Origin of the sequence: Bremerella sp. P1 (assembly GCF_028748185.1) — a bacterium.
In the GTDB taxonomy this organism is placed as follows: domain Bacteria; phylum Planctomycetota; class Planctomycetia; order Pirellulales; family Pirellulaceae; genus Bremerella.
In genome coordinates, this window is record NZ_CP118164.1 from 3,729,305 (window position 1) to 3,749,865 (window position 20,561).

The window sequence follows — 20,561 nt, forward strand, 5'->3', positions numbered from 1 at the left end:
GGTTATTCTCCTTGCGGGGGAAGTCGGTGGAGCGTGGAGCGAACAACGCGGTTTTGCGTAGTCATGGCAGACGACTCTTCGACTTCGTCAATTACTTGGATCGCGGTGTTCTCTTGCAGGTCAGGCGATGGATTGAAGATCAGTCGATCTCCCAGGTTCAAGCCGGACAGGACCTCGGTCATCGGGCCGGAGGGAGTTGCCGCAACGGTGATCGAAGTCTTTCGAGCCTTGCCGGCAGCTTGGTCCGCTCGCCAGACAAATGCCTGGCCATCTTCGCTGAGCACCAATTCTGAAGGGATATAGATCCGCATCTCTTCCTGGATCGAGTCGGTTTTCTGCTCGACTTCAGGAGCGAGAAACGTCACGTCGACCAACATTTCTGGCTTGAAATAATTGGGCGGATCCGGCAGGGCCACTTTCACTTGAAGTGTATTCTTCTGGATGTCCGCCTCGGAACTGATGAATAGCACGCGGCCGACGATCGGCTCGTCGAGTGCCGGGTTGTTGATCGTCACTTGCTGATCGAGTGACACTTGCGGGATGTTCTCGAAACGAACATCGACGCGTACCTGAAGACTATCGGGCCGATACATGGTGACAACCGTACTGCTGTCCGACTCGGTGCGCTGCGACGGCATCGTGCCGAGGTGCGTACCAGGCGGGCTGAGCAGTTGGTAGATTCGACCAGCTACCGGGGCACGGACAACCATTCGGTCGAGGGCCAGCTTGGCTTGGGCGAGCGCGACTTCGGCTTGTCGCAGGCGAGCCTTGGCGGCCTGGAGTTCGGCCTGGGCGGTCGCTTTCGCTTCCATCTCGTCCACTAACAGATCGAGCTGGGTCTTGAGCGCCTCTTGGCGTTTGCTCCAGGCAAGCTTTTCAGCTTGAAGAGTACTTTTGCGCTGGATTAGTTCCTCGAGCGTTGCCTCGGCGGTTGCCAGCCGTGAAACGGCTTCTTCAACCGTCAACTTCGAGACCGCGATACCCGCATCGACTTTTCGCTGGTGTTCGAGCTTGGCGTATTCACGCATCGCTTCGGCCCGGCGCACCTCGAACGGAAGGTTTTGCAGTTGCGTGTCGATTCGCGAAACCTGGGCTTCGGCTTCGGCCAGTTGGGCTTCCAGGTGAACAGGCTGTTCGACCCGAATGTTGGCCGCATCGAGTGCCGCTTGGGCCTGATCGACTTCGGCCTGACGCAAATCGCGATCGGCTATGGCGCGTTCGTAGGCAAGCTGGTTGTCTTCCCGCACGAGGTTTGCAACCGGATCGCCTTTGCTGACGGCTTGATCTTCCACCACGAGCAATTCTTCGATCACACCTGGCGAAAGCGCGGCAACGCGAATCGGTATCGGGCGCGGTTCGACCCAGCCAGCGGCCTGGAACAAGGGCGTTCCGGCCGACTGGATTCTCGCTTTCGAGGCGACCACCGGGACAACTTTCACCGGCATCGCAGGGAAAATCAGATCCCACGACGCCCACACCACCAGGGCCACGAATCCGGCGACCAGTATGCCTGGTATTAAGACACGTGAAATGAAGTGATGCCGGATCGGTAGATCTTTACCACTTCGATCTGCCGCGGTGGCGCCTCGGTCGATCGCGAGTTGTTTCAGATCGACTTCTGCCATCGGTTATTTCCTCACGTAGAGACTATCGGCGAGAACGGTCAAATTGCCTTCGGCGTCGCGTTTCGCTTTTCCATGGACAACGACCGTCTGGAGTTCGTCCAGCAACAGCGACTGACGCGCGTCTGCTTTGAGAACGTCTCCGTTTTGGTCGACGACTTTGACTAATGCGGTTGCCCCGGGGAGTTTGTCGGTTTCGCAGCAATAGTCCCACGGCACCTCACACGCATCGCCGGGGATGTCGCTGCAAGCTTTGAGGGAAGGGTCGACGATCGAGAACGCAGCCAGGCCCTCGACCCAGGGATTGGCCGAACCACCAATGCGGCCGACGATGGTGATTTCATCGTCATCCTTTGCCGACTCACGAACGGCGATTACTTCCTGGGCTCCGGACGGTTCCGACGTGAGCACATATTTTCTCATCTCCGGCGAAAGGACTTCATCACTATTAGTCGTCCTCGTCGTGTCGCTTGATTGGGTGCAGCCAACTACCACGAGGGACAACGCAGTGAACAAAACCAGGGAGAGTGTCGTTTTCATGTTTATTCCTTTCCAAGGTGAAAAATCAAAATCAAACAGATTTGAGACCATCGACCACCGGCATCCGCAAGGCACGGTAAGCAGGCGGGAGCGAGCCTAAGAATCCGAGTAAAAAACCAACGCCGCATCCGACCAGAATGCACACGTTATCAATCCTGAGAGCGAACGCTCCCATGGTGAATCGCACCGATGCTCCGTTGAAAACGGTCAGTGCGATCAGTGTTGCCAATAAGCTGGCCGAGGCCGCTAACAGGAGACCTTCCTGGATCAAGCTGAGCAGGATGGCACGCCGTACAAACCCGAGGGTTTGCAGCATGGCAAGTTCCGAGATGCGACCCACGACGGCGCCATACATGGTGTTTAACCCCGCCAGGATCCCGGCACCGGAGATCAACAAGACTACCAGCCAGGCAAGCCAGCGGATGGGGCCATAATCGCGCTGGAGGCCCGCGTAGTATTCGGTTTCTCGCGCAGCTTGCAGTTCGAGATCGAGTCGTTCTTTGCAGAATAAGTCGACGTCGCTAAAGTCGCCGGAAGAGCTAAGCCGCAGCGCCACCAGGCTCAGGTCTTGCCGCTTCATCGATTGCTGAAGTTCGTCCAGCCGACACCACACTTCCGATTCAAAGGCCCCCCCAGTCGCGGAAAAGGTACCAGCGACTTTCCAGGGTCGTCCTTCAAACTGGACTTCATCTCCGGGGACAATCGCATCCTGTTCAAGACCGAGTTTGACCGCCGCCATCCGGCCGACAAGGACCTCGCCGGGGCCTGGCCAGTGACCCTTTTCCAGCTGAATACGATTGCGAACCAAGAGCACTTCCGGTGTCACACCGCGCACCAAACCCATCGCAGGCTGAGCCATCGAATCGGTGGCAACTTCTGTGCCTAGGTACAGTTCAGGCGAAACGTACTTCTTGCCTTGTCGCTCGCGAATACCGGGAATACTAGCCGCGATCAAGTCGCTCGATCGCATGGGAATCGAGGAGTATTCGAGGTTTTCTCCCATTCCGAGTGAGAAAATCAATACGGTGTCGGAATCTCCGCTGACTTGCAGGTTTCTCTCCAACCCGCGGATGAAACCGACGACGATAAAGACCAGCAAAATCACCACCGTCAACGCACCCAACGTTAACAAGGTACGCAGCGGTCGACGGAACAGGTTTCGGATCGCGTAGTCCCAGGCAAGGGGGCGAAACCACATAGCGATACCCATCTCAGGGATCAATCGAGTGAACGAGGCCTAACCGGATCATCCGCGCAGCAATATGCTGGGCGACAAGTTAAGGCTTCACGATGCGAGAGGGCATCGCGATTTAGCAGGTCAGCGCTAGAAATCGTGTGCGCAGCTGGCGACCTGAAAGAATATGCTCGTCCGGGAGCGAAAAGTCATGTTTTCGTAGCGTGGTCGACGGATCGATAGCAACGTGCGGAAATGCAGGGTAGATGGCTACGAAAGCCATCTCGGGCAAATCGATACTGATGTCATGGCGCTCGACCACCGCACCGTTACAGATGCCTTGGCAGTCTTTGTGCTTCGATTCGGTATCATCCGAATCGGCAGGCCCGGAGTTCTTGGAAGTGTTGGAACAGCAGCAACAAACAGGCGATTCGCTTTCCGATCCGTCGCCAAGTTGCGAGCTTACACCATACCCCTGACCCACCGCACAAGCGAGCGGGCAGTAAAGCAATGCCAGGATGGTGAGCAGTGAAATACTTCGCACGGATCAAGTTCCTTCTTTTAGTATTGTGTACTTCGAATGCTTGTAAGGCAAGTTCAGTTGTTTCCAGCTGACCACTTTGCGTGACCGTATCGTCCCATGCCACGGCGGGGAACTTGTCTTTCCTTTCCGGAGAACGCACGATAGATACCGCGATCAATGTTCTGATTTCAACGTGACGTAACTAATGCCCACCAAGAGTGCTTCGCCGCATGTTGCCTTGCTGATTGAAACGTCTCGGACGTATGGACGAGAACTGCTGCACGGCGTGCGCAAGTACGTGGCCGAACATGGTCCCTGGTCCCTTTTGGTGGAGTCGCGTTCGCTCGAGTCCCCTGCCCCGCCCTGGCTGCCGACCTGGAGTGGCAACGGAATCATGACCCGCAGTGGCTCACAGGCCATGGTCGATGCCGTAAAGCGTGCCAGGGTGCCGACGGTCGAATTGCGTTCGACGCGGCTGAAGCATTCCTTTCCGCTGGTGGGCGTGAACAACTACTCGTTGGGCAAGCTGGTGGCCGAACACTTCCTGGATCGTGGCTTTCGCAACTTTGCTGTGTATCAGTTGGGGGCCGAGGAATACTTTCAGCAGCGCTGCGAGAACTTCGTGCAGACCGTCGCCGAGAACGGCTACGCAGCCTCGCGCTACCATCCCCTCAACCGCCGTGAACAACCGACCGAGTGGGAGCAGGCCCAAAAGGAATTAGCCGACTGGATCCATCGTTTGCCCAAGCCGGTAGGTGTGATGGCGTGTACCGATCAACTCGGCTTCTGGCTCTTGGATGCCTGCCGCCGATGTGGAGCGATTGTGCCGGAGGAGGTCGCCGTGGTCGGGGTCGAAAACGATGCTTCGCTTTGCACGATGGCCACGACTCCCCTATCAAGTGTCGAACTGAACGGCACGGCCATTGGCTACCGGGCCGCCGAGCTTCTCGAACACATGATGAAAGGCGGTAAGCCGCCCAAGAAGCCGGTCCTGGTCGAACCGCTGGGGATCGTTACCCGGCTCTCGTCGGATGTTGTGGCGGTGGACGACCGTGATCTGGCCAATGCGTTGCTCTTCATGCGCGAGCATGCCTGCGAAGGCATTGGTGTATCGGATGTGCTGAAGGAGGTCGCCATTTCAAGAAGCTCGCTGGAACGTGGGCTCCGGAAGCTCTTAGGACGATCGCCCAACCAGGAACTCATCCGTTTGAAGCTGTTGCGCGCCGAGGAAATGCTTACGCATACGGATCTCACGCTCGCGGTCATTGCCCAGCGCTGCGGCTTTCGCCGGACTCAACACCTGGCCGAAACGTTCCGGGAACTGTATGGCATGCCGCCAGGGCAATATCGCCAAGACCGTCGCAAGGCTCGTTAACTCAAGTATGGGCATGGCAAAATAACGGAGTAGGTAGACGCATTTGCGGATTGTATCTGCCGCCAGGATGCGTCACGATAGAAGCATCACTCAGGCCAACCGTTCTGGCTGGTCGCGAGTCCTTGCCCCTCTTATCTTCCTCATGCCCTTGCCTGCCTCGGAGCTACGTTATGTCCCGCTCGACTCTTGATCGCCGTCAATGGATTACCCAAGTATCGGCGGCCGCTTCTACTTCCATGGTTTTCGGTTCGCTGCCGGCGCTACGCGCCGCCGAGAAACCGCGGGATGCGAACAGTCGGCTGGGAATTGGTGCGATTGGCCTGCGTTATCAAGGTTCGGTCATTACCGAAAAAGCAGCGGCCCATGGCGATATCGTCGCTTTGGCTGATGTCGATCGCGAGATTCTAGAAAAGGCCAATTCCGATTTTGGTGGCAAGTCGTCCCTGATGGAGGACTACCGCGAGTTGCTCGCTCGTGAGGATGTCGACGTCGTCATGATCGGCACGCCTGATCATTGGCACACCAAGATGGTGATCGATGCCTGTCGAGCGGGCAAAGACGTCTACTGTGAAAAGCCACTTACGCTCACCATTGATGAAGGCAAGAAGCTCCGCGAGGTCGTCAAGGAAACCGGCCGTGTGGTACAGGTAGGCTCGTGGCAGCGAAGTGACATCCGCTTTCGCACCGCCGTCGAAATGGTGCGGCAAGGCTGGGTCGGTAACCTGGAAAAAGTGGATATCGTCTTGGGTAAGAACAAGACCGGTGGTCCCTTCGAGACGAAGCCGATTCCCAAGACATTCAACTGGGACATGTGGCAGGGACAGACTCCGGACGTGCCGTATATCCCTGAGCGTTCGCATTACACCTTCCGCTGGTGGTACGAGTACAGCGGTGGTCAGATGACTGACTGGGGAGCTCACCATATCGACATCGGTCAGTGGGGAGCAGGAGGTCTGCCGGTGGAAATCGATGGAACCGCCAAGATGCCGTCGGTCGAGAACGGCTACAACGTGGCGGTCGACTATCATGTGAAGTACAAGCTCGACAATGGCGTCGAAATGACGGTCTCGGATACGGGTCGCAATGGGGTCATGTTTACCGGCGACAAGGGACGCATCTTCGTGAATCGCGGGACGCTCGATGGCGCACCGACTGAACGTAAGCTCCCCCGCGAGGACTTTGTGCTGTACGACTTCGATAATCTCGAGCGCCCCGAGCGGGCAGGCAAGCTCGATGCGATCATCAATCACATGGGTAATTTCTTCGATTGTGTTGCTTCACGAAAGTTGCCGGTTTCCGATATCGAAGGCCAGCATCGCAGCGTCAGTACGTGTCACCTGGGGAATATCTCGATGCGAGTTGGGCGAAAGCTGACGTGGAACCCCAAGACCGAGATGTTCGACGGAGACGACGAAGCCAATCAACATCTCAGCCGCCCGCAACGCGCCGGCTACGAGATCGTCTAACACCCCACCCCTGATGTGCCGACAAAGACATGACTATGAACCCCAAGCCTACGATTGACCGTCGTACGTTCCATAAGCTTTCTGCTGGGCTGTTAGGTGCCGCCTGGGCGACGCCAATATTGGCATCGGAAAGCCAGTTTCAACTGAAATACATGCTGCCTTCGTGCATGTACGGCTACAGCGAGCTGGAAGAAATTCTTCCGGAAGCCAAGAAGATCGGCGCGACGCATATCGACATTTGGCCCAAGGTTCATGGCGATCAACGCGAGCAAGTCGAAGCGATGGGAGTCGATCGTTTTGCCGAACTGCTGGAAGCCAATGACGTCAAGCTTGGTTGTATCACGCAGTACAAACTGGGACCGTTCGGTTTGCAAAGCGAGATGCCGCTGGCCAAGCGACTGGGTTGCCCCCTGATGATTACCGGCGGCGCCGGACCCAAAGATGCCAAGGGGCCTGAACTGAAGAAGGCCGTCGCGGCATTCATTGAGAAGATGAAACCGCATATCGAAGTCGCCGAGGAAAACGGCGTCACCATTGCGATCGAGAATCACGCGAACAACCTGATCGATTCGCCTGACTCGCTGCGGTGGCTGCTAGAACTTCGTCCCTCGAAGCATCTGGCCATTGCCTTGGCCCCGTATCATCTGCCGCAGGATGAAGAGCAGCTTGCCGGGCTCATTCGTGAACTGGGTGAGGGGATGCAGATGTTCTATGCCTGGCAGCACGGGGCCGGTTCGCATGAGCCAATGCCGGTTGAGAAGCAGTTGCTTCAGATGCCAGGTCGCGGCCCGCTCGATTTCCAGCCGCTGCTTCAGGCCTTGGCAGACGTGAAGTACCAAGGGTGGACCGAGGTGTTCATGCACCCGTATCCTCGCGGGATTCCCATCTTGCCTACCGTGGCCGAAACAACGGCCGAGATCGTGCGGGGGCGAGATTACCTGAGCCAATGTGTTTCGAAACTGAATAAAGGAAACTAACGTGTCGGACAAAGTACTCATCATTATTGGCGACGCATCGGAAACACTGGACACGCTGTATCCCTACTACCGGCTGCAAGAAGGTGGCTTCGAGCCGGTGGTGGCGGGACCTCGCCGGGGATCGTTTCAGATGGTGATGCACGAGATCAAGCCAGGCTGGACCATCACCAAAGAGTGGGAAGGCTACACGATCGAAGCGCAGATTGCGTTCTCCGAAATCATTCCCGAGCAGTACGCCGGTATCATGTTCAGCGGCGGCCGTGCCCCTGAGTACATTCGCTACGACGAACACCTTGTGGCGGCAACCCGCTGGTTTGTTGAACAAGGGAAGCCGGTGGCTTCGGTATGCCACGGGGTCGAGGTGCTTGCCTACGCCGATTGTGTCCGCGGTCGCAAAATGGCGACGGTCCCCAAGTGTAAGTTCGACTTGGAAGTGTGCGGCGGGACGTTTGTCGACGAAGCGTGTGTTGTCGACGGGAACATCGTCAGCGGCCGCACGTTCCATGACAACGGACGCTACTTCGGAGCGTTCATGAACTTGCTGGAAGAAGCCCGTACGGCAGCCGCCGGTGGTGTGGGAGCGTAAGGTTACTCCACCACCAAGATACCGTTCATGACCATCCAGTGACCTGGGAAACTGCAGAAGTACGGATACCGTCCGGGCTTCTCAGGTGCTTGGAAGTAGATCGTGAACTCCTTCTTCGGGTCGACGATGTCGGTATATGCCAAGACGTCGTCCGACTTCGGCACATATTGATTCAGGGCAGCTTCAGGATCGGCTACCAGCTTGTTCGCAAGATCCCCAACGGTCGCCAGCGTGCCGGGTTTGATAAGAACCCAGTTGTGCGGCACCACGTCTGGATTGACGAACGTCAGCTGGACCATCTCGCCCGCTTTGGCTTGGAGTTCAGCGGTCGAGTAGGTCAGATTCTTTCCGGCTTCCAGTTTCAGCTGACGATCGGGCTCGGACGCTGGTTTCTTTTGCCAAGGGTTCGGTTTGCGATTTCCCAGCAAAGCCAGATCCCGCAACAGGGGATGGGCAGCGATGACTTTCTCGCGAGGTTGATTGTTGGGGATGCCAGTGAAGGGCTGATCCAGCTTGTGAACGGTGACGAAAAGTTCTTGTTCGATGCCAGAATCGACCTTCAGCAGTAGATGCAACTGGTTGACCGGTTGCAGGTCAGGCATCTCGACAAAAATAGTCTTCTCATCAAGTGGGTGAACGCACGCGATCTCGACGGCTTCGTGACCAACGACATTCGGGTGGCTGGGAGCCATTTCCGGCGAGCCGTATCCGGGGCCGTAACGATAGTTCCAGGCCTGGGCGAAATGTGTCTTGGCACTGCGAATGACTTCGCTGTCGATCGGTTCCTGGTACTCGATCAGAACGCCATTCTCGTGCACATGGAAGCGGATCGGCATCTGCATCGCCTTGCCCGTGTATCGCACCCGATGAAGACAGCCATCATCCGGCGTGTACGATCCCCAGCCCGCCATGCCGCTGACGTACAGCTGACCGTCCGCCGGATTGGTTGCCCCGCGATGAGCTCCCGAGCGAAATTCGCCAGGCAGCGGCATCACGGCGCCTTGATCTTGTCCGTCGACTTCATCGCGAAGCACCAGGAAGTGGGTTCCCATGCCGAACGAAGTGTGGATCAGTTGACCTTGCAGCGGTCCAAATCGCGAGTCGGGATTGATGGCTTGGCCGCCGCTGCTGTTATCGAGACCGCGTGGCATGTAAATCAGTGGGAGCGAAGGTGCCTGACCCTGCTTGGGGCCACGATATCCAAAATGAGGAGGCTCTTTCAAACTGGGATCTACCAGGCAGATCATCGAAGCCGGCGTCCAGGCTCCTTCACTGCAAGGAACGGTCACTTTGCCATCGGCCGTGACCCCCAGGCCATCCGGGTTGCGGAAGCCTGTCGCGAGGACTTCGACCTGCTTACCATCGGCTGAGATACGAAGCAGGCCATCCTTGCCGGAGGCGGTGTAGAAGTTGCCCTGAGAATCGATTTCCAGCCCGCAGGTATAATCATGCCCGCCGGGTGAGGTGGCGTAGACGTTCGAGAAACACTCGTAGAAGTCTGCTTCGCGATCATCGTTGTTGTCGATCAGACGCGTGATTTGATCCCGCCCGAGGACATAGATTTGATTGTCCCGTACGGCGACTCCCAGGGGTTGATGAAGACCCGTCGCAAAACGCTTCCAACGAATCTCATCCAGGTCCGCGTCCAGGCCGGTCGCAAGCCAAACGTCCCCGGTCATGGTGGCCAGAACGGCGGTGCCATCTTCCAGGAAGTCGTGGTCGCCGACGAACATTAATGTGCCCCAAGGATTGTCATTAGGCAACTCAATCGTATCGATGGCATACGGCAAGTCGTTATTGCCAAGCTGGGCGTGAGTGATGAGTTCTTGCGGCCACTGCGTGGGAGGCGTCTTGATCGACTTGGCCAATGGATGCTCGTTGGCAGGGGCGACGGTCCGCGTGAACTTGCCGTCTTCGATCCAAGGAGCGTCGAGCATTTCGGTATCACCAATTCGATAAGAAAAGACAACCCGTGGGCCGACGCGGTAGTAACCGTGGTACTGAAACGGCTGGTCGGGCCGCTTCTCTTTTGGATGATCGACCAGGGGACCGGCTGGGCGAAGGCCATCCATGAAGCCATGTCGTACCTCCGAGAACTTGACGAAGCCACCCCGCCAGACCGCTGCATAGGTCAGGGTTTGCGGATCGAAGCAGGTCGATAGCTCCCCTTCATCTCCCAGTTGCACGCAGATCCCTTTGGTGATTGCTTTGCCGGGAAGATGCGTGACGCCAGCCAGGACCGGGGCCTTGTCGCGCTGGCTCCAGCGACCGTCTTTCCAGACCGCTTCATTTTGATTGCCCCAGTGGCCAAACTTGCCACCGTCGAGCCCCGGGAACGCAGGCAGCAGGTGCCAATGCCGACTGGCCGAAGCGAAGTGCATGGCTTGTTTGCGATAGAAATCATAGACGCGATCGCGGTTGACGTTCTCTTGCCACAGGTTCCAAAGAGCTGGTACCAGAGGGTTTCGGTCGAAGGCAAATGCAGCGGGGTGATCGGCCTGATGGACAAGCGCCTGAAGTTCTTTGTCTTGATCGAGATCCAGAAGAAAACGAACCAGATCGCGGCGCTGAGAGAGGCTCATTGCGTTGGCCATTCCCGCGGGCATCAGCGTGCCGGACGGGCGGGACTGATCGATGTCGTCTTTCGCTAGCGAGGTCGTCTTCTGTGTCGCGGGATCGAATACTTCGATTGTCTCGTCGGTTTCAGATCGTTTGTAACCTTGGACGACCTGGCCGTCGGTCAGTTGAAAAAGCCAGGTTGTGTATTCTGGCTTGACGGTATGACCTGGCCATAAAACCGACTCGACGATTTGGTTGGGCCTCAGACGTTTGGTCACTTCATTCAGCGAAGGGCCAACGCTTCCTCCTTTTTCTCCGACCTGGTGACACGATAGGCAGGCAAACTTCGCCGATCGAAACACGCTCATCCCGCGCATCGCATCGCCATGCGTGGTTGCCAGTTGGACGAGCTCGTCACAGTAGCCTTCGTCGAACGCGGCCGGCAGAGGCTTGGTGACGGTAACCGTGGGATCTCCGCAGAATTCATCCGGCTCTTCCCCTGGCAACTGCGTAGGCGCCAGCGGCAAGGAGAGCACGAGAAGAAGGGGAAGAGAGACTTGTTTCCAGCGGGTAAGCATGGCGGGTACCGTAAGTAGCCAGTGACGAAGGATACGAGAGAAATGGCGGGAAAATTCGAAGAGCGTGTAGTATAACCACTCGCCCTGCCGGCGCACAAAAAAAGCCGGGAAACGCGATGCTGCGTCTCTCGGCTTATTGAATCGAATGCCTGGCGGTTGGTCGTCTCGCTTAGGCAGACTTACGCAGAACCTTGAGGCTGGTAGCGGCCACGGCAGAAAGCCGTTGCAGGTCGTGGTCGACCATGGTTTCGACGAGTTCCTGGAATGGCATCTTGGGCGTCCAGTTCAACTCTTCCTGGGCCTTCTTGGGATCGGCCAGCAATAGATCGACTTCCGCAGGACGGTAGAACTTAGGATCGATGACCACATGGTTTTCCCAATTCAGACCAACTCGATCGAACGCGATTTGGACGAAGTCACCCACGCGATAGGTTTCGCCGGTGCCGATCACGTAGTCGACCGGCTTGTCTTGTTGCAGCATCAGCCACATCGCTTCGACGTAGTCGCCAGCGAAGCCCCAGTCACGACGGGCATCCAGGTTGCCCAGGCGAACCTCGGTCGCGAGGCCCAGTTTAATGCGCGCGACGGCATCGCTGATTTTACGCGTGACGAACTCAAGGCCGCGTCGTGGTGATTCATGATTGAAGAGAATCCCACCGCAGGCATACATGTCGTAGCTCTCGCGGTAGTTCACCGTCATCCAGTGACCGTAAGCCTTGGCGACCCCATAGGGGCTGCGCGGGTGAAACGGTGTCGTTTCTCGTTGGGGTGTTTCGTGGACCTTGCCAAACATTTCGCTGCTACTTGCCTGGTAGAAGCGAATCGAGGTGTCGACCATGCGGATCGCTTCCAGCAGACGGGTCACGCCCAGGCCGGTGACTTCGCCGGTCAGGATCGGCTGGTCCCAGCTACTGCCTACGAAGCTTTGGGCGGCAAGGTTGTAGACCTCGGTCGGCTTGACTTTGGCAATCAGACGTTCCAGGGATGCTTGGTCGAGCAGATCGGTGCAGTGGAGTTCGATCTTATCTTGCAGGTGTGCGATACGCTCGAAGGCATTGGTGCTCGTGCGGCGAAAACAGCCGTGAACTTCGTAACCTTTTTCGAGAAGGAATTCGGCAAGATACGAACCATCCTGGCCCGTGATTCCGGTAATCAGCGCGACATTCGACATGACAACTTCTACGCCTTCTTTGCTTGACAGGAGACCATCCGTGGAACAGGAAAGATAGCGGAATTTGCCGCCCGATAAAATGCCAATCGAAGACGAGAGGCCGCTCAGAATCAGGCGGCTTGGCTAGAATTCTCGGTACGTGTGTCCTGCACATTTTGCGCTAACACAGCCACTCGATCGACGAGTTTGGGGAAGACGGCTTTCCAGGGCTCGTTTTGAACCGTGATATTGGGCTCGGTCTCCCAGCCGCGGTTGTCTTCGAATTCGGAGATCTGGCGTTGGAGCTGCGATGGATCTTCCAGCGAGAAGAACTGGGAACCACTGCCTGCGACCTCGCGGAAGATGGGGATATCGCTGGCGAACACGTGCAGACCGTGGTGTTGCGCTTCGACAATCGGCAGGCCAAAACCTTCCGCCTTGGACGAGAAAAGAAACGCTTTGCTGCGTTCGTAGATGTAATTCAGGGCGTTATCGTTGACGTTGTTCAGCAAATGGAGACGTTTGCCAATTTCCGGGTGGTTGGCGATTCGATCGATCAAGTCGTCGCACTTCCAGCCGACACGCCCAACGAGTGCTAGCGAAACATCTTTGCCTTCTTTCCACAGCAGTTCAAAGGCATCCAGAAGGTAGTGATGGTTTTTGCGAATCTCGATCGTCGAAACCATCAGGTAGGGAGCTTTGTCTCGCTGGGCAAAAATGTTGCTGATATTTGTGGGAACCCGCGAGTAAGAAATACGACTTATTGGTTTGATATCGCAGCCTAAGCGAACATGACCGACATGCGATCGATCGAGCGGGGCGTTCTGTTCCTGGATGAATTGCCACAAGTCGTCTTCGCCTGCCTGGGCATCTCCGAGAAAGAAGTCGACCGAATGCACCAGGCGTTCTGCCCAGTCGGTGAACTTCGTACGGAGTTCTTGGCCGAAGAACTCGGGATAGCGTATCGGAATGAGGTCGTGAACCATCGCTCCGACAATCGCTCCGCTGTTTTGAGCATCCTGGATTGTGTCGAATATTTCTGGCAAGTCCCACCAAGAGTCAGGCATCAAGATGACGTCGCCAGGCCCTGGATTCACGGATGGGGTTTCGGGACGTATCTTTCGAAGCGTTTTTCGCCAGATCCGATCGAGTGTCCGCGGATACAGAAGCTTACGAATCCGCGTGCCCAGCTTGTTCAGTTTCAGTCGAGTCGACGTACTGATCATGTTGGGAATCATGTTTTGGTAATAGGACGACCAGTCCCTTTCGGACTTGCGGTAACCGCGGGCCGCACACCATCGATCGACGTGGACGAACTGGCCGTCGAGATTAACGACCGGAAAGCATTCGATTTGCGTTTCGCGTTTCGCGGAATAGACCAGCGACTCTCGCGCAAGGCTGCGAACAACACGCTGAATTCCCGTGTGATAATCTTGAGAAGCGGTGTGCGTGATGTCGATCAACAGTCGACGCATCGGTGGGGTCATCAGTCAAATACAATCCGTTCTTGCCACAAGTTTCTATCCGAGAAACGGCCAGCGTCAACTTAGCACACCAAGGACTTGCGATGAAGGCCAATGTTTTACCCCGCCAGTGGCTGCAACCTCTTTGTATTGAGTGACTAGAGAACGATTTACCCCGAGTTTTGGCTTAACACGACGGCGCTGATCGAGCCGAATGAGAAATAGCTTACATAATTGCCTATAACGCGCAGTTCACCACGCGGAATCGGCTCAAGCAGCTTCGATCGATGGGACGCGATCAGCTAAATCGCTCCACCAAAGACAAGACCATGCGGCCGGAAAGGATGACGGCGATAATCAGCGAGCACGTCGCGATGGTGCATGCCGGCACTTTCAATTTGGTGGGCGGAAGCTTGATCGCCAGAAAGAGCATGGCAAAGGCAAGAAGCGGGACGCCAATCACGGTCAGGGCCTGGGCGAAGACAATCAGCGACACGCTGGACATACCCAACCAATTGATGGCAATCGCGACCAACATGCCAACGGCCAGGCCGGCGACTGTCAGGGCTTTGACCGGCTGATCTTTCACACTGGCCGACATCCCCAGGCTGTCACTCAGGGCCGTTCCACCGATCAACGCATTAACCAAAAGCGAACTGAAAGCACCTGCCGAGATACCGACGCAGAACATGAACTTGGCTTGCGGTCCGATCAGCGGCTCAAGTTGCTTGGCAACATCCGTAATGCTGGTCAGCGTCGCGTCCTTCAGAACCGCCGCCGAAGTGACCATGATGATGAAGCTGATGCCCCCGAGAACTGCGATCCCCACGATCGAGTCGACAATCCCGTTGGCGATGTCATCACGCGACCAGTTCTTTTCACGGACGCCGTAGATTTGATAGAACGCGCCGGCAATGGAAAACGTGGTGCCGAACATACCCAGCAGCATCACGATGTTTTCGGGAGAGCCACCTCCTTCAGGAAACGAAGGAACCATCCCGGTGAAGATCTTGGAAATCGAAGGCTGAACGACTGCCAGATTCACGACAAAGCCGATCAACATGATGCCGACCATCACCATCATCATCTTCTCAATAAAGCGATACGGCGTGCTACTGCCGTAAAGCGCCCACACCAACCCGGCATTGATCAAAACGATGGCCACCAGCGACATCCACTTGGCCGAGGCTCCCATCTCGGTGCTATCGGTCGCGATATTGATCACATCGATGATGGCCAGGTTATTCGTGAATTGAAAGCAACTGGTGATCAGGAAGAATACGATCCCAATCACGATCGATACGGGTCGACCTAACCGATGGGCAATTTCAGAAAACGGGGTGCGATCGAAGCTTGTTCCAATGATGGCGGCCAAGAACACCGTTAGGGCCATAAAGACCGACGCCAGGCCGAGCACCCAGATCATGCTGTAGCCGTACGCGGCTCCGACCTTCGAGTTCGACAAGATACTGCCTGGCCCAAGAACAACGGAGGCGACGACAATCGCTGGACCAATCGCTTTGAGGATTCTGAGGAAGGAAAGCTGCTTCGGGCTTTCGGCCGTCGCATCCGACATAACTGACTCGCTTTCATGCGATTCGATCCGCGAAGACTTGCGTCTTTCGCTGATCGCAATGGGGTTGGGAGAGGGGTGCTATTATCACCGATCTACGGCGAAGTTTTCAAAGGGAAAAGTCAACGACGTTTTCCCCTGGCTCAACTTCCGCGATCAGTCCTGACTTGCGATCGCTGCCATACTTCTCCGGCAGGATCGCTTCGGCCGACTTCTCAGGCCCATGATCGATGAACGCTGAGATCATCACACGATGCTTGCCCAGGGGAACCCCGAGGCCAAACTGCTCGGTGCCGGCAACGTATGTGCCGTCTTCTTGAATCTCAGCCATAGCCATCAATGAGCCTTCTTTCTCAGGGACAAACACGATCGTACCGGTCGGAAGGGTTTTGCCCTTATAAGTTACCGTGCCAGAAACCTGCCCCATCTCAGGACCCTTGGGACCACATCCGGCTACCAGGGCGAGCAAAAAGAGACAACCTGTCGTTGTCCAGACAAAGCTTTTCATGACGTAATCACTTAACGATAGAGAGAACGAAGCGGTGAAAAGAGATCGTCGCCCCAACGAATTCGAGCGACGATCGTGCCGACACGGTTTTTACAGTCCCGAGATGACCTCGCCGTTACTTCGGGTGGCGACGGCCTTGAGGGTATCCAGCGGCATCGTTTCGGTCAGGAATTTGACGCTTCCATCGCACATGACAAACAACGCACCACCGGGATGGTAGCTCGAGAAGGGCGTCGAGTTGTTGCCGTACGATCCGGGGAAGTTGATCGGATACTGGATCATCTTGTGATCGATCATCAGGTATTCGGTCGAATTGTAGGAAGTCGAACCCCAGGTCCACGGCTTCAGACCGGCAAACCCCGAGGCCGTGCTGATCTTCGAGGTCTCGCCCAAGAGGAATGTATTGGTCGTTCCGTCCACGATGTCGGCAAAACGGGTGCGGCTGTTGGGGTAGATAATTCCGGAGCGAGAGTAGCCGACTCGACCTGAGGTTGTTGCCGCGACGAAGTCGGTATCTACTGAACCGCCATTGCCGCGGTAATGCAGCCCACCCTGGACGTTGTGATAGGGGAAGTTTGCGGTAACGGCCTGGTCGGAAGAAAGCTCGCCCAGTGGCGATGACGGACAGGTAATGCCTGGTACGGCTCCAAAGATCGGATGATCTTGGTTGTGGCTCCGGTAAGGGCTACGCGTCATCATGTAGTTCGCTGCGAGTGCTTCCATTCCTTCATAGCGGGTGTTTTGTTCAATGAAGGGAAAGATACGTGGAACCCAGCCCACGGCATAAAACTGCCACGAAGTATCCCCGCCGGTCATGAACCGCCCGTAGGTATCGTGGTAGTTGTGAAATGCCAGGCCGAGTTGTTTCAAGTTGTTACTACATTGCATGCGTCGAGCGGCCTCTCGTGCTTGCTGTACCGCCGGCAACAACAAGGCAATCAACACACCAATAATGGCGATAACAACAAGGAGCTCTACCAGCGTGAATCCACGATTTCGATTCATTGTGTAACCTTTATGAGGAACGAAAGAGAGATGACTTTCAGGTAAAGTTGGCCGATGATGTCAGCTGATATCAACTTGGCCAAAAAAAAGCATGAAGGGTTGTGAAAAGGGACAGTCGCAAGGTCGTGTGCCCGATTCGTTCATGGGTATGAACCTTCTGGTTAGCAAAGGGTGCGCCGCGAACGATCGAATCATCTGACCTATCTCGACTTTCGACCGAAATGGTCTCAAATTGCCGAGAAACGGCCTAAAAAAGTAAGACGAGGTGCAAGTTGAGGAGATGACCGTGCCATGAATTTCATCGTGGCCACTGGCAATTCGCCCAAAAAATGAGCGGGAAAAGCTTGCTATTGGTCAGTCCACCCGTCAAAATGATATCAGCTGACATCATGGCGGCCAAGACAAAAAATAGGTTAGGATAGATTTTCTGAAAGAATCTACCTAGAAGGCGATATAGATTATATGGCTGGCGGCATCGACAAGACCAACGGTCCCTCGCACGACGGTGACCTGGCAGTTTTTTACAGGTTGACTTCAACCGGAATGATGTCAAAATGATGTCTCGTGACATCATTTCTGGTGCTCAAAGCCCTGTTGGACAGCCGTGACAGGTTAAGATCGTTGTAGTTAGGAAGTGCAATCGTACTGATGAACCTTGAAGTCTTAGAAGATGCAAAACAGTTAGGGGTTGCCGCCGCTCGTCTTGGTGCGGAGGCGATTCGTAAAGCGATCGCCGAGAACGGTCAGGCCAACATTATTGTCGCCACCGGAGCTTCCCAATTCGAAACGTTGTCGGCATTGATCGCTGAGCCTGATATCGATTGGAGTTGTGTCACCGGCTTTCACCTGGACGAATACCTCGGACTGGACGATCAGCATCCCGCTTCGTTTTGTCGGTACCTGCGGGAACGTTTTGTCGAGCTTGTCCCCTTGAAGCAGTTTCACTATGTCGATGGGTCAAGTAGTGATCCTCAGCAGGTATGCCGCGAGCTGGGGCAGTTAATCCAAAAGTATCCGATAGCCGTCGCCTTCGTTGGGATTGGCGAGAATGGCCACTTGGCGTTTAATGACCCTCCGGCAGACTTCGATACGAACGAGCCTTACCTGGTGGTAGAACTGGACGAAGCTTGCCGACAGCAGCAAGCCGGCGAAGGCTGGTTTGCCACGATCGATGATGTACCGACGCAAGCGATCAGTATGTCTTGTCGCCAGATACTAAAGACGAAAACGATCATTTGTAGTGTGCCTGACCAACGCAAAGCGGAAGCTGTGCGACGAAGTCTGGAAGGGCCTATTACCCCGGATGTTCCTGCCTCCATTTTGCAGACGCATGAGGGTACGACCTTGTTTGTTGACAAGGCGGCCGCATCGCTGCTTACCTCATCGACCCTCTCCGACTAGAACGCCAGGAGCCACATGTCTATTCCGAAATATGTCGATCTTCAGATCAACGGCTACTTTGGTGTCGACTTCAATCAGGACGACATCTCTGCGGAAGATCTGAACGCGGCCTGCGTGGCGCTCGAGCGGGATGGCGTCGAGCAAGTTTTGGTAACCGTCATCACCGACGAAATCGTCAAGATGGCCTCGCGGATTCAGCGGATTGTCGACTTGCGAAATGAGGACCCACTGGTCAGCCGCATCATTTCTGGCGTGCATGTCGAAGGACCCTTCATCAGTACCGAAGCCGGTTATGTTGGCGCACATCCCGTCTATGCCGCCAAGCAGGCCGATTGGCGGGAAATGGAAACGCTTCTGACTGCGGCCGGTGGCTTGGTTCGCATTGTTACTCTGGCTCCGGAACAAGATCCTTCGCAGGAGGTAACGCGCCGTCTGGTCGACGAAGGGATCGTTGTTTCTGCCGGACATACCAATGCATCGCTTAAGGATCTCGATGCGGCGATCGATGCCGGTCTGTCCATGTTCACGCATCTGGGCAATGGTTGTCCGCGGATGATGGACCGACACGACAACATCATTCAGCGGGTATTGAGTCGATCGGAACATCTCCAAATCGGCCTCATCGCCGATGGAGCGCACGTTCCGTTTTTCGCGTTGAAGAATTACCTCGACATCATTGGTATCGATCGAGCATTTGTCGTATCCGATGCCATCTCTGCCGCAGGCTGCGGCCCGGGCGTTTATCCGCTGGGCGATCAAGAGGTGACCGTCGGTGACGACGGAGTTCCTCGCGCCGAAGACGATAGTCACCTGGTTGGTTCTGCAACCACGATGCAGCAGATGGCCGAGAATCTTCAGTGCCGATTAGGTCTGACCTCGACCGAGGTCCGCCGCCTCACGTATACCAATCCGCTGAATCAGATGGGCGGCGTTGAAAAGGTGGTCCCTCTTCGGATGAATGCTCCACTGAAAAACGGTGGGCATCAAGCGACAACGACCTAGCGAGATTACGTCGACTCGCGGACGATTAATTGCGGTCGAATGACACGCAGTCGTTTCGACGGAGCAATCGTGCCGGCGATCGATTCTTCAACCAGGTCCAGTGCCTGCTTGGCGTACTCGGCATGACACTGATCGATGGTCGTTAACCCTGGTTCAATCACGTCTGCGATGTCCAGGTTATCGTAGCCGGTAACGGCGACATCTTTGGGAACCGAGTACCCGTGCCGTTCGAGACCTTGAATCAAGCGAACGGCCCATTCGTCGTTGGACGCGATGATCGCGTCGGCTTTGTTACTGACGACCAGCTTCTGTATGCAGTCGTCAATCGCTTCCCGCGATGGCTTTTGAGTCGCTTCTGGGTTGGTCCAGATCAGCGAGTTCGTCGAAGGCAGCTTGCGCCGTTTGACGTTTTCTTTCCAGGCCTCGCTTCGAATCGACATGAGTTGATCGGAAGGGGACCAAAGTTGAATCGCGATCTTCTTGCGACCTCTGTCGGCCAGGTGATCTACCAGTTGCTCGATCGCCGAAGAGGTCTCGACACGAACGCACGGCTGAGATTTGAGGATGGGGGAGGAGTGGACGATGATGTTGTCACGACCACGGAAGACCTTCTTCAGCTTGGGCCGGAAGTCCTGCATGACGTCGAACATGCATAGGATGGCATCCATTCCATGATCGGCGAAGTCGTCCAGGTAGGTTTTGATTTCATCCGGATCGTGATGAGCCTGCCCGATCATCAACCGATAGCCGCGTGTATGCGCTTCGGCTTCGATGGCGGCAAGTCGCGCCGAGAAGACCGCCAGGTTCACCGTATCCAGGACGACGCCGATGATCTTGGTTGGCATGCCGCGGAGCCGTTGGGCGGCGCGGTTGGGACGATAATCGAGTTCGGCCGCGATCTTGAGAACCTTCTCGCGTGTCGCCTCCGAGACGCGAACGCAATCCGCTCCCGAGTTATTGAGGATATGCCCCACCGCTGCTCGGGAGACCCCAGCTTTGTTCGCGATGTCGAGAAGGCGGACTTTCCGTGGTTCTTGGGCCATGTGTTTCGTTCATCTG

General features: G+C 56.0%; 17 protein-coding genes. 6 read left to right on the forward strand and 11 right to left on the reverse strand.

Going from position 1 to position 20,561, the window contains the following annotated elements; genetic code table 11:
- Window positions 1–2: 2 nt before the first annotated feature.
- The 4 genes from PSR63_RS15680 to PSR63_RS15695 all read right to left on the reverse strand — a co-directional run bounded on the left by PSR63_RS15680 (window position 3) and on the right by PSR63_RS15695 (window position 3,880).
- On the reverse strand, window positions 3–1,625 hold the full coding sequence (locus tag PSR63_RS15680) for an efflux RND transporter periplasmic adaptor subunit (RefSeq protein WP_274326619.1): 1,623 nt from the start codon (window positions 1,623–1,625) through the stop codon (window positions 3–5).
- A 3-nt stretch (window positions 1,626–1,628) separates the two neighbouring features.
- Complete coding sequence (locus PSR63_RS15685; RefSeq protein ID WP_274326620.1) at window positions 1,629–2,162, reverse strand: hypothetical protein; 534 nt, start codon at window positions 2,160–2,162, stop codon at window positions 1,629–1,631.
- 31 nt (window positions 2,163–2,193) lie between these two features.
- Window positions 2,194–3,360 (reverse strand): ABC transporter permease, encoded by a 1,167-nt coding sequence (locus PSR63_RS15690; RefSeq protein WP_274326621.1) that lies wholly within the window; start codon window positions 3,358–3,360, stop codon window positions 2,194–2,196.
- A 112-nt stretch (window positions 3,361–3,472) separates the two neighbouring features.
- A complete protein-coding gene (locus PSR63_RS15695) occupies window positions 3,473–3,880 on the reverse strand; it encodes a hypothetical protein (protein WP_274326622.1) in 408 nt (135 codons plus the stop codon).
- A 184-nt stretch (window positions 3,881–4,064) separates the two neighbouring features.
- On the opposite strand from PSR63_RS15695, the gene PSR63_RS15700 reads away from it, so the two are divergent.
- The 4 genes from PSR63_RS15700 to PSR63_RS15715 all read left to right on the forward strand — a co-directional run bounded on the left by PSR63_RS15700 (window position 4,065) and on the right by PSR63_RS15715 (window position 8,263).
- The gene (locus tag PSR63_RS15700) at window positions 4,065–5,234 is read left to right on the forward strand and encodes a XylR family transcriptional regulator (protein WP_274326623.1); all 1,170 of its coding nucleotides are present in this window, start codon (window positions 4,065–4,067) and stop codon (window positions 5,232–5,234) included.
- 170 nt (window positions 5,235–5,404) lie between these two features.
- The gene (locus PSR63_RS15705; RefSeq protein ID WP_274326624.1) at window positions 5,405–6,700 is read left to right on the forward strand and encodes a Gfo/Idh/MocA family protein; all 1,296 of its coding nucleotides are present in this window, start codon (window positions 5,405–5,407) and stop codon (window positions 6,698–6,700) included.
- A 35-nt stretch (window positions 6,701–6,735) separates the two neighbouring features.
- Complete coding sequence (locus PSR63_RS15710; RefSeq protein ID WP_274326625.1) at window positions 6,736–7,677, forward strand: sugar phosphate isomerase/epimerase family protein; 942 nt, start codon at window positions 6,736–6,738, stop codon at window positions 7,675–7,677.
- A 1-nt stretch (window position 7,678) separates the two neighbouring features.
- Window positions 7,679–8,263, forward strand: coding sequence for a DJ-1/PfpI family protein (locus PSR63_RS15715; RefSeq protein WP_274326626.1), 585 nt, complete (start codon window positions 7,679–7,681; stop codon window positions 8,261–8,263).
- A gap of 2 nt (window positions 8,264–8,265) precedes the next feature.
- Here PSR63_RS15715 and PSR63_RS15720 read toward each other — a convergent pair whose 3' ends face one another.
- The 6 genes from PSR63_RS15720 to PSR63_RS15745 all read right to left on the reverse strand — a co-directional run bounded on the left by PSR63_RS15720 (window position 8,266) and on the right by PSR63_RS15745 (window position 17,099).
- Window positions 8,266–11,400 carry a DUF6797 domain-containing protein gene (locus PSR63_RS15720; RefSeq protein ID WP_274326627.1) on the reverse strand — a complete coding sequence of 1,045 codons (3,135 nt, stop codon included), beginning with the start codon at window positions 11,398–11,400 and terminating at the stop codon, window positions 8,266–8,268.
- Between the two features lie 169 nt (window positions 11,401–11,569).
- Window positions 11,570–12,571: a GDP-mannose 4,6-dehydratase gene (gene gmd / locus PSR63_RS15725; RefSeq protein WP_274326628.1), complete on the reverse strand. Its 1,002-nt coding sequence runs from the start codon at window positions 12,569–12,571 to the stop codon at window positions 11,570–11,572.
- A 110-nt stretch (window positions 12,572–12,681) separates the two neighbouring features.
- Window positions 12,682–14,037 carry a glycosyltransferase family 4 protein gene (locus PSR63_RS15730; RefSeq protein WP_274326629.1) on the reverse strand — a complete coding sequence of 452 codons (1,356 nt, stop codon included), beginning with the start codon at window positions 14,035–14,037 and terminating at the stop codon, window positions 12,682–12,684.
- 274 nt (window positions 14,038–14,311) lie between these two features.
- The gene (locus tag PSR63_RS15735; protein WP_274326630.1) at window positions 14,312–15,589 is read right to left on the reverse strand and encodes an NRAMP family divalent metal transporter; all 1,278 of its coding nucleotides are present in this window, start codon (window positions 15,587–15,589) and stop codon (window positions 14,312–14,314) included.
- A gap of 106 nt (window positions 15,590–15,695) precedes the next feature.
- Window positions 15,696–16,094 carry a hypothetical protein gene (locus tag PSR63_RS15740; RefSeq protein WP_274326631.1) on the reverse strand — a complete coding sequence of 133 codons (399 nt, stop codon included), beginning with the start codon at window positions 16,092–16,094 and terminating at the stop codon, window positions 15,696–15,698.
- A 90-nt stretch (window positions 16,095–16,184) separates the two neighbouring features.
- Window positions 16,185–17,099 carry a DUF1559 domain-containing protein gene (locus tag PSR63_RS15745; RefSeq protein WP_274326632.1) on the reverse strand — a complete coding sequence of 305 codons (915 nt, stop codon included), beginning with the start codon at window positions 17,097–17,099 and terminating at the stop codon, window positions 16,185–16,187.
- A gap of 648 nt (window positions 17,100–17,747) precedes the next feature.
- Here PSR63_RS15745 and PSR63_RS15750 point away from each other — a divergent pair.
- Window positions 17,748–18,500, forward strand: coding sequence for a glucosamine-6-phosphate deaminase (locus PSR63_RS15750; RefSeq protein ID WP_274326633.1), 753 nt, complete (start codon window positions 17,748–17,750; stop codon window positions 18,498–18,500).
- A 15-nt stretch (window positions 18,501–18,515) separates the two neighbouring features.
- Window positions 18,516–19,502: an N-acetylglucosamine-6-phosphate deacetylase gene (locus PSR63_RS15755; RefSeq protein ID WP_274326634.1), complete on the forward strand. Its 987-nt coding sequence runs from the start codon at window positions 18,516–18,518 to the stop codon at window positions 19,500–19,502.
- Between the two features lie 5 nt (window positions 19,503–19,507).
- Here PSR63_RS15755 and PSR63_RS15760 read toward each other — a convergent pair whose 3' ends face one another.
- Window positions 19,508–20,545, reverse strand: a complete 1,038-nt coding sequence (locus PSR63_RS15760) for a LacI family DNA-binding transcriptional regulator (protein ID WP_274326635.1) — start codon at window positions 20,543–20,545, stop codon at window positions 19,508–19,510.
- Between the last annotated feature and the right edge of the window lie 16 nt (window positions 20,546–20,561).

Coding starts and splice junctions, on each gene's coding strand:
- PSR63_RS15680 (WP_274326619.1), bottom strand. CDS start 1,625: ATGGCAGAAGTCGATCTGAAACAACTCGCGATCGACCGAGGCGCCACC.
- PSR63_RS15685 (WP_274326620.1), bottom strand. CDS start 2,162: ATGAAAACGACACTCTCCCTGGTTTTGTTCACTGCGTTGTCCCTCGTG.
- PSR63_RS15690 (WP_274326621.1), bottom strand. CDS start 3,360: ATGTGGTTTCGCCCCCTTGCCTGGGACTACGCGATCCGAAACCTGTTC.
- PSR63_RS15700 (WP_274326623.1), top strand. CDS start 4,065: ATGCCCACCAAGAGTGCTTCGCCGCATGTTGCCTTGCTGATTGAAACG.
- PSR63_RS15705 (WP_274326624.1), top strand. CDS start 5,405: ATGTCCCGCTCGACTCTTGATCGCCGTCAATGGATTACCCAAGTATCG.
- PSR63_RS15710 (WP_274326625.1), top strand. CDS start 6,736: ATGAACCCCAAGCCTACGATTGACCGTCGTACGTTCCATAAGCTTTCT.
- PSR63_RS15720 (WP_274326627.1), bottom strand. CDS start 11,400: ATGCTTACCCGCTGGAAACAAGTCTCTCTTCCCCTTCTTCTCGTGCTC.
- gmd (WP_274326628.1), bottom strand. CDS start 12,571: ATGTCGAATGTCGCGCTGATTACCGGAATCACGGGCCAGGATGGTTCG.
- PSR63_RS15730 (WP_274326629.1), bottom strand. CDS start 14,037: ATGACCCCACCGATGCGTCGACTGTTGATCGACATCACGCACACCGCT.
- PSR63_RS15735 (WP_274326630.1), bottom strand. CDS start 15,589: ATGTCGGATGCGACGGCCGAAAGCCCGAAGCAGCTTTCCTTCCTCAGA.
- PSR63_RS15740 (WP_274326631.1), bottom strand. CDS start 16,094: ATGAAAAGCTTTGTCTGGACAACGACAGGTTGTCTCTTTTTGCTCGCC.
- PSR63_RS15745 (WP_274326632.1), bottom strand. CDS start 17,099: ATGAATCGAAATCGTGGATTCACGCTGGTAGAGCTCCTTGTTGTTATC.
- PSR63_RS15750 (WP_274326633.1), top strand. CDS start 17,748: ATGAACCTTGAAGTCTTAGAAGATGCAAAACAGTTAGGGGTTGCCGCC.
- PSR63_RS15755 (WP_274326634.1), top strand. CDS start 18,516: ATGTCTATTCCGAAATATGTCGATCTTCAGATCAACGGCTACTTTGGT.
- PSR63_RS15760 (WP_274326635.1), bottom strand. CDS start 20,545: ATGGCCCAAGAACCACGGAAAGTCCGCCTTCTCGACATCGCGAACAAA.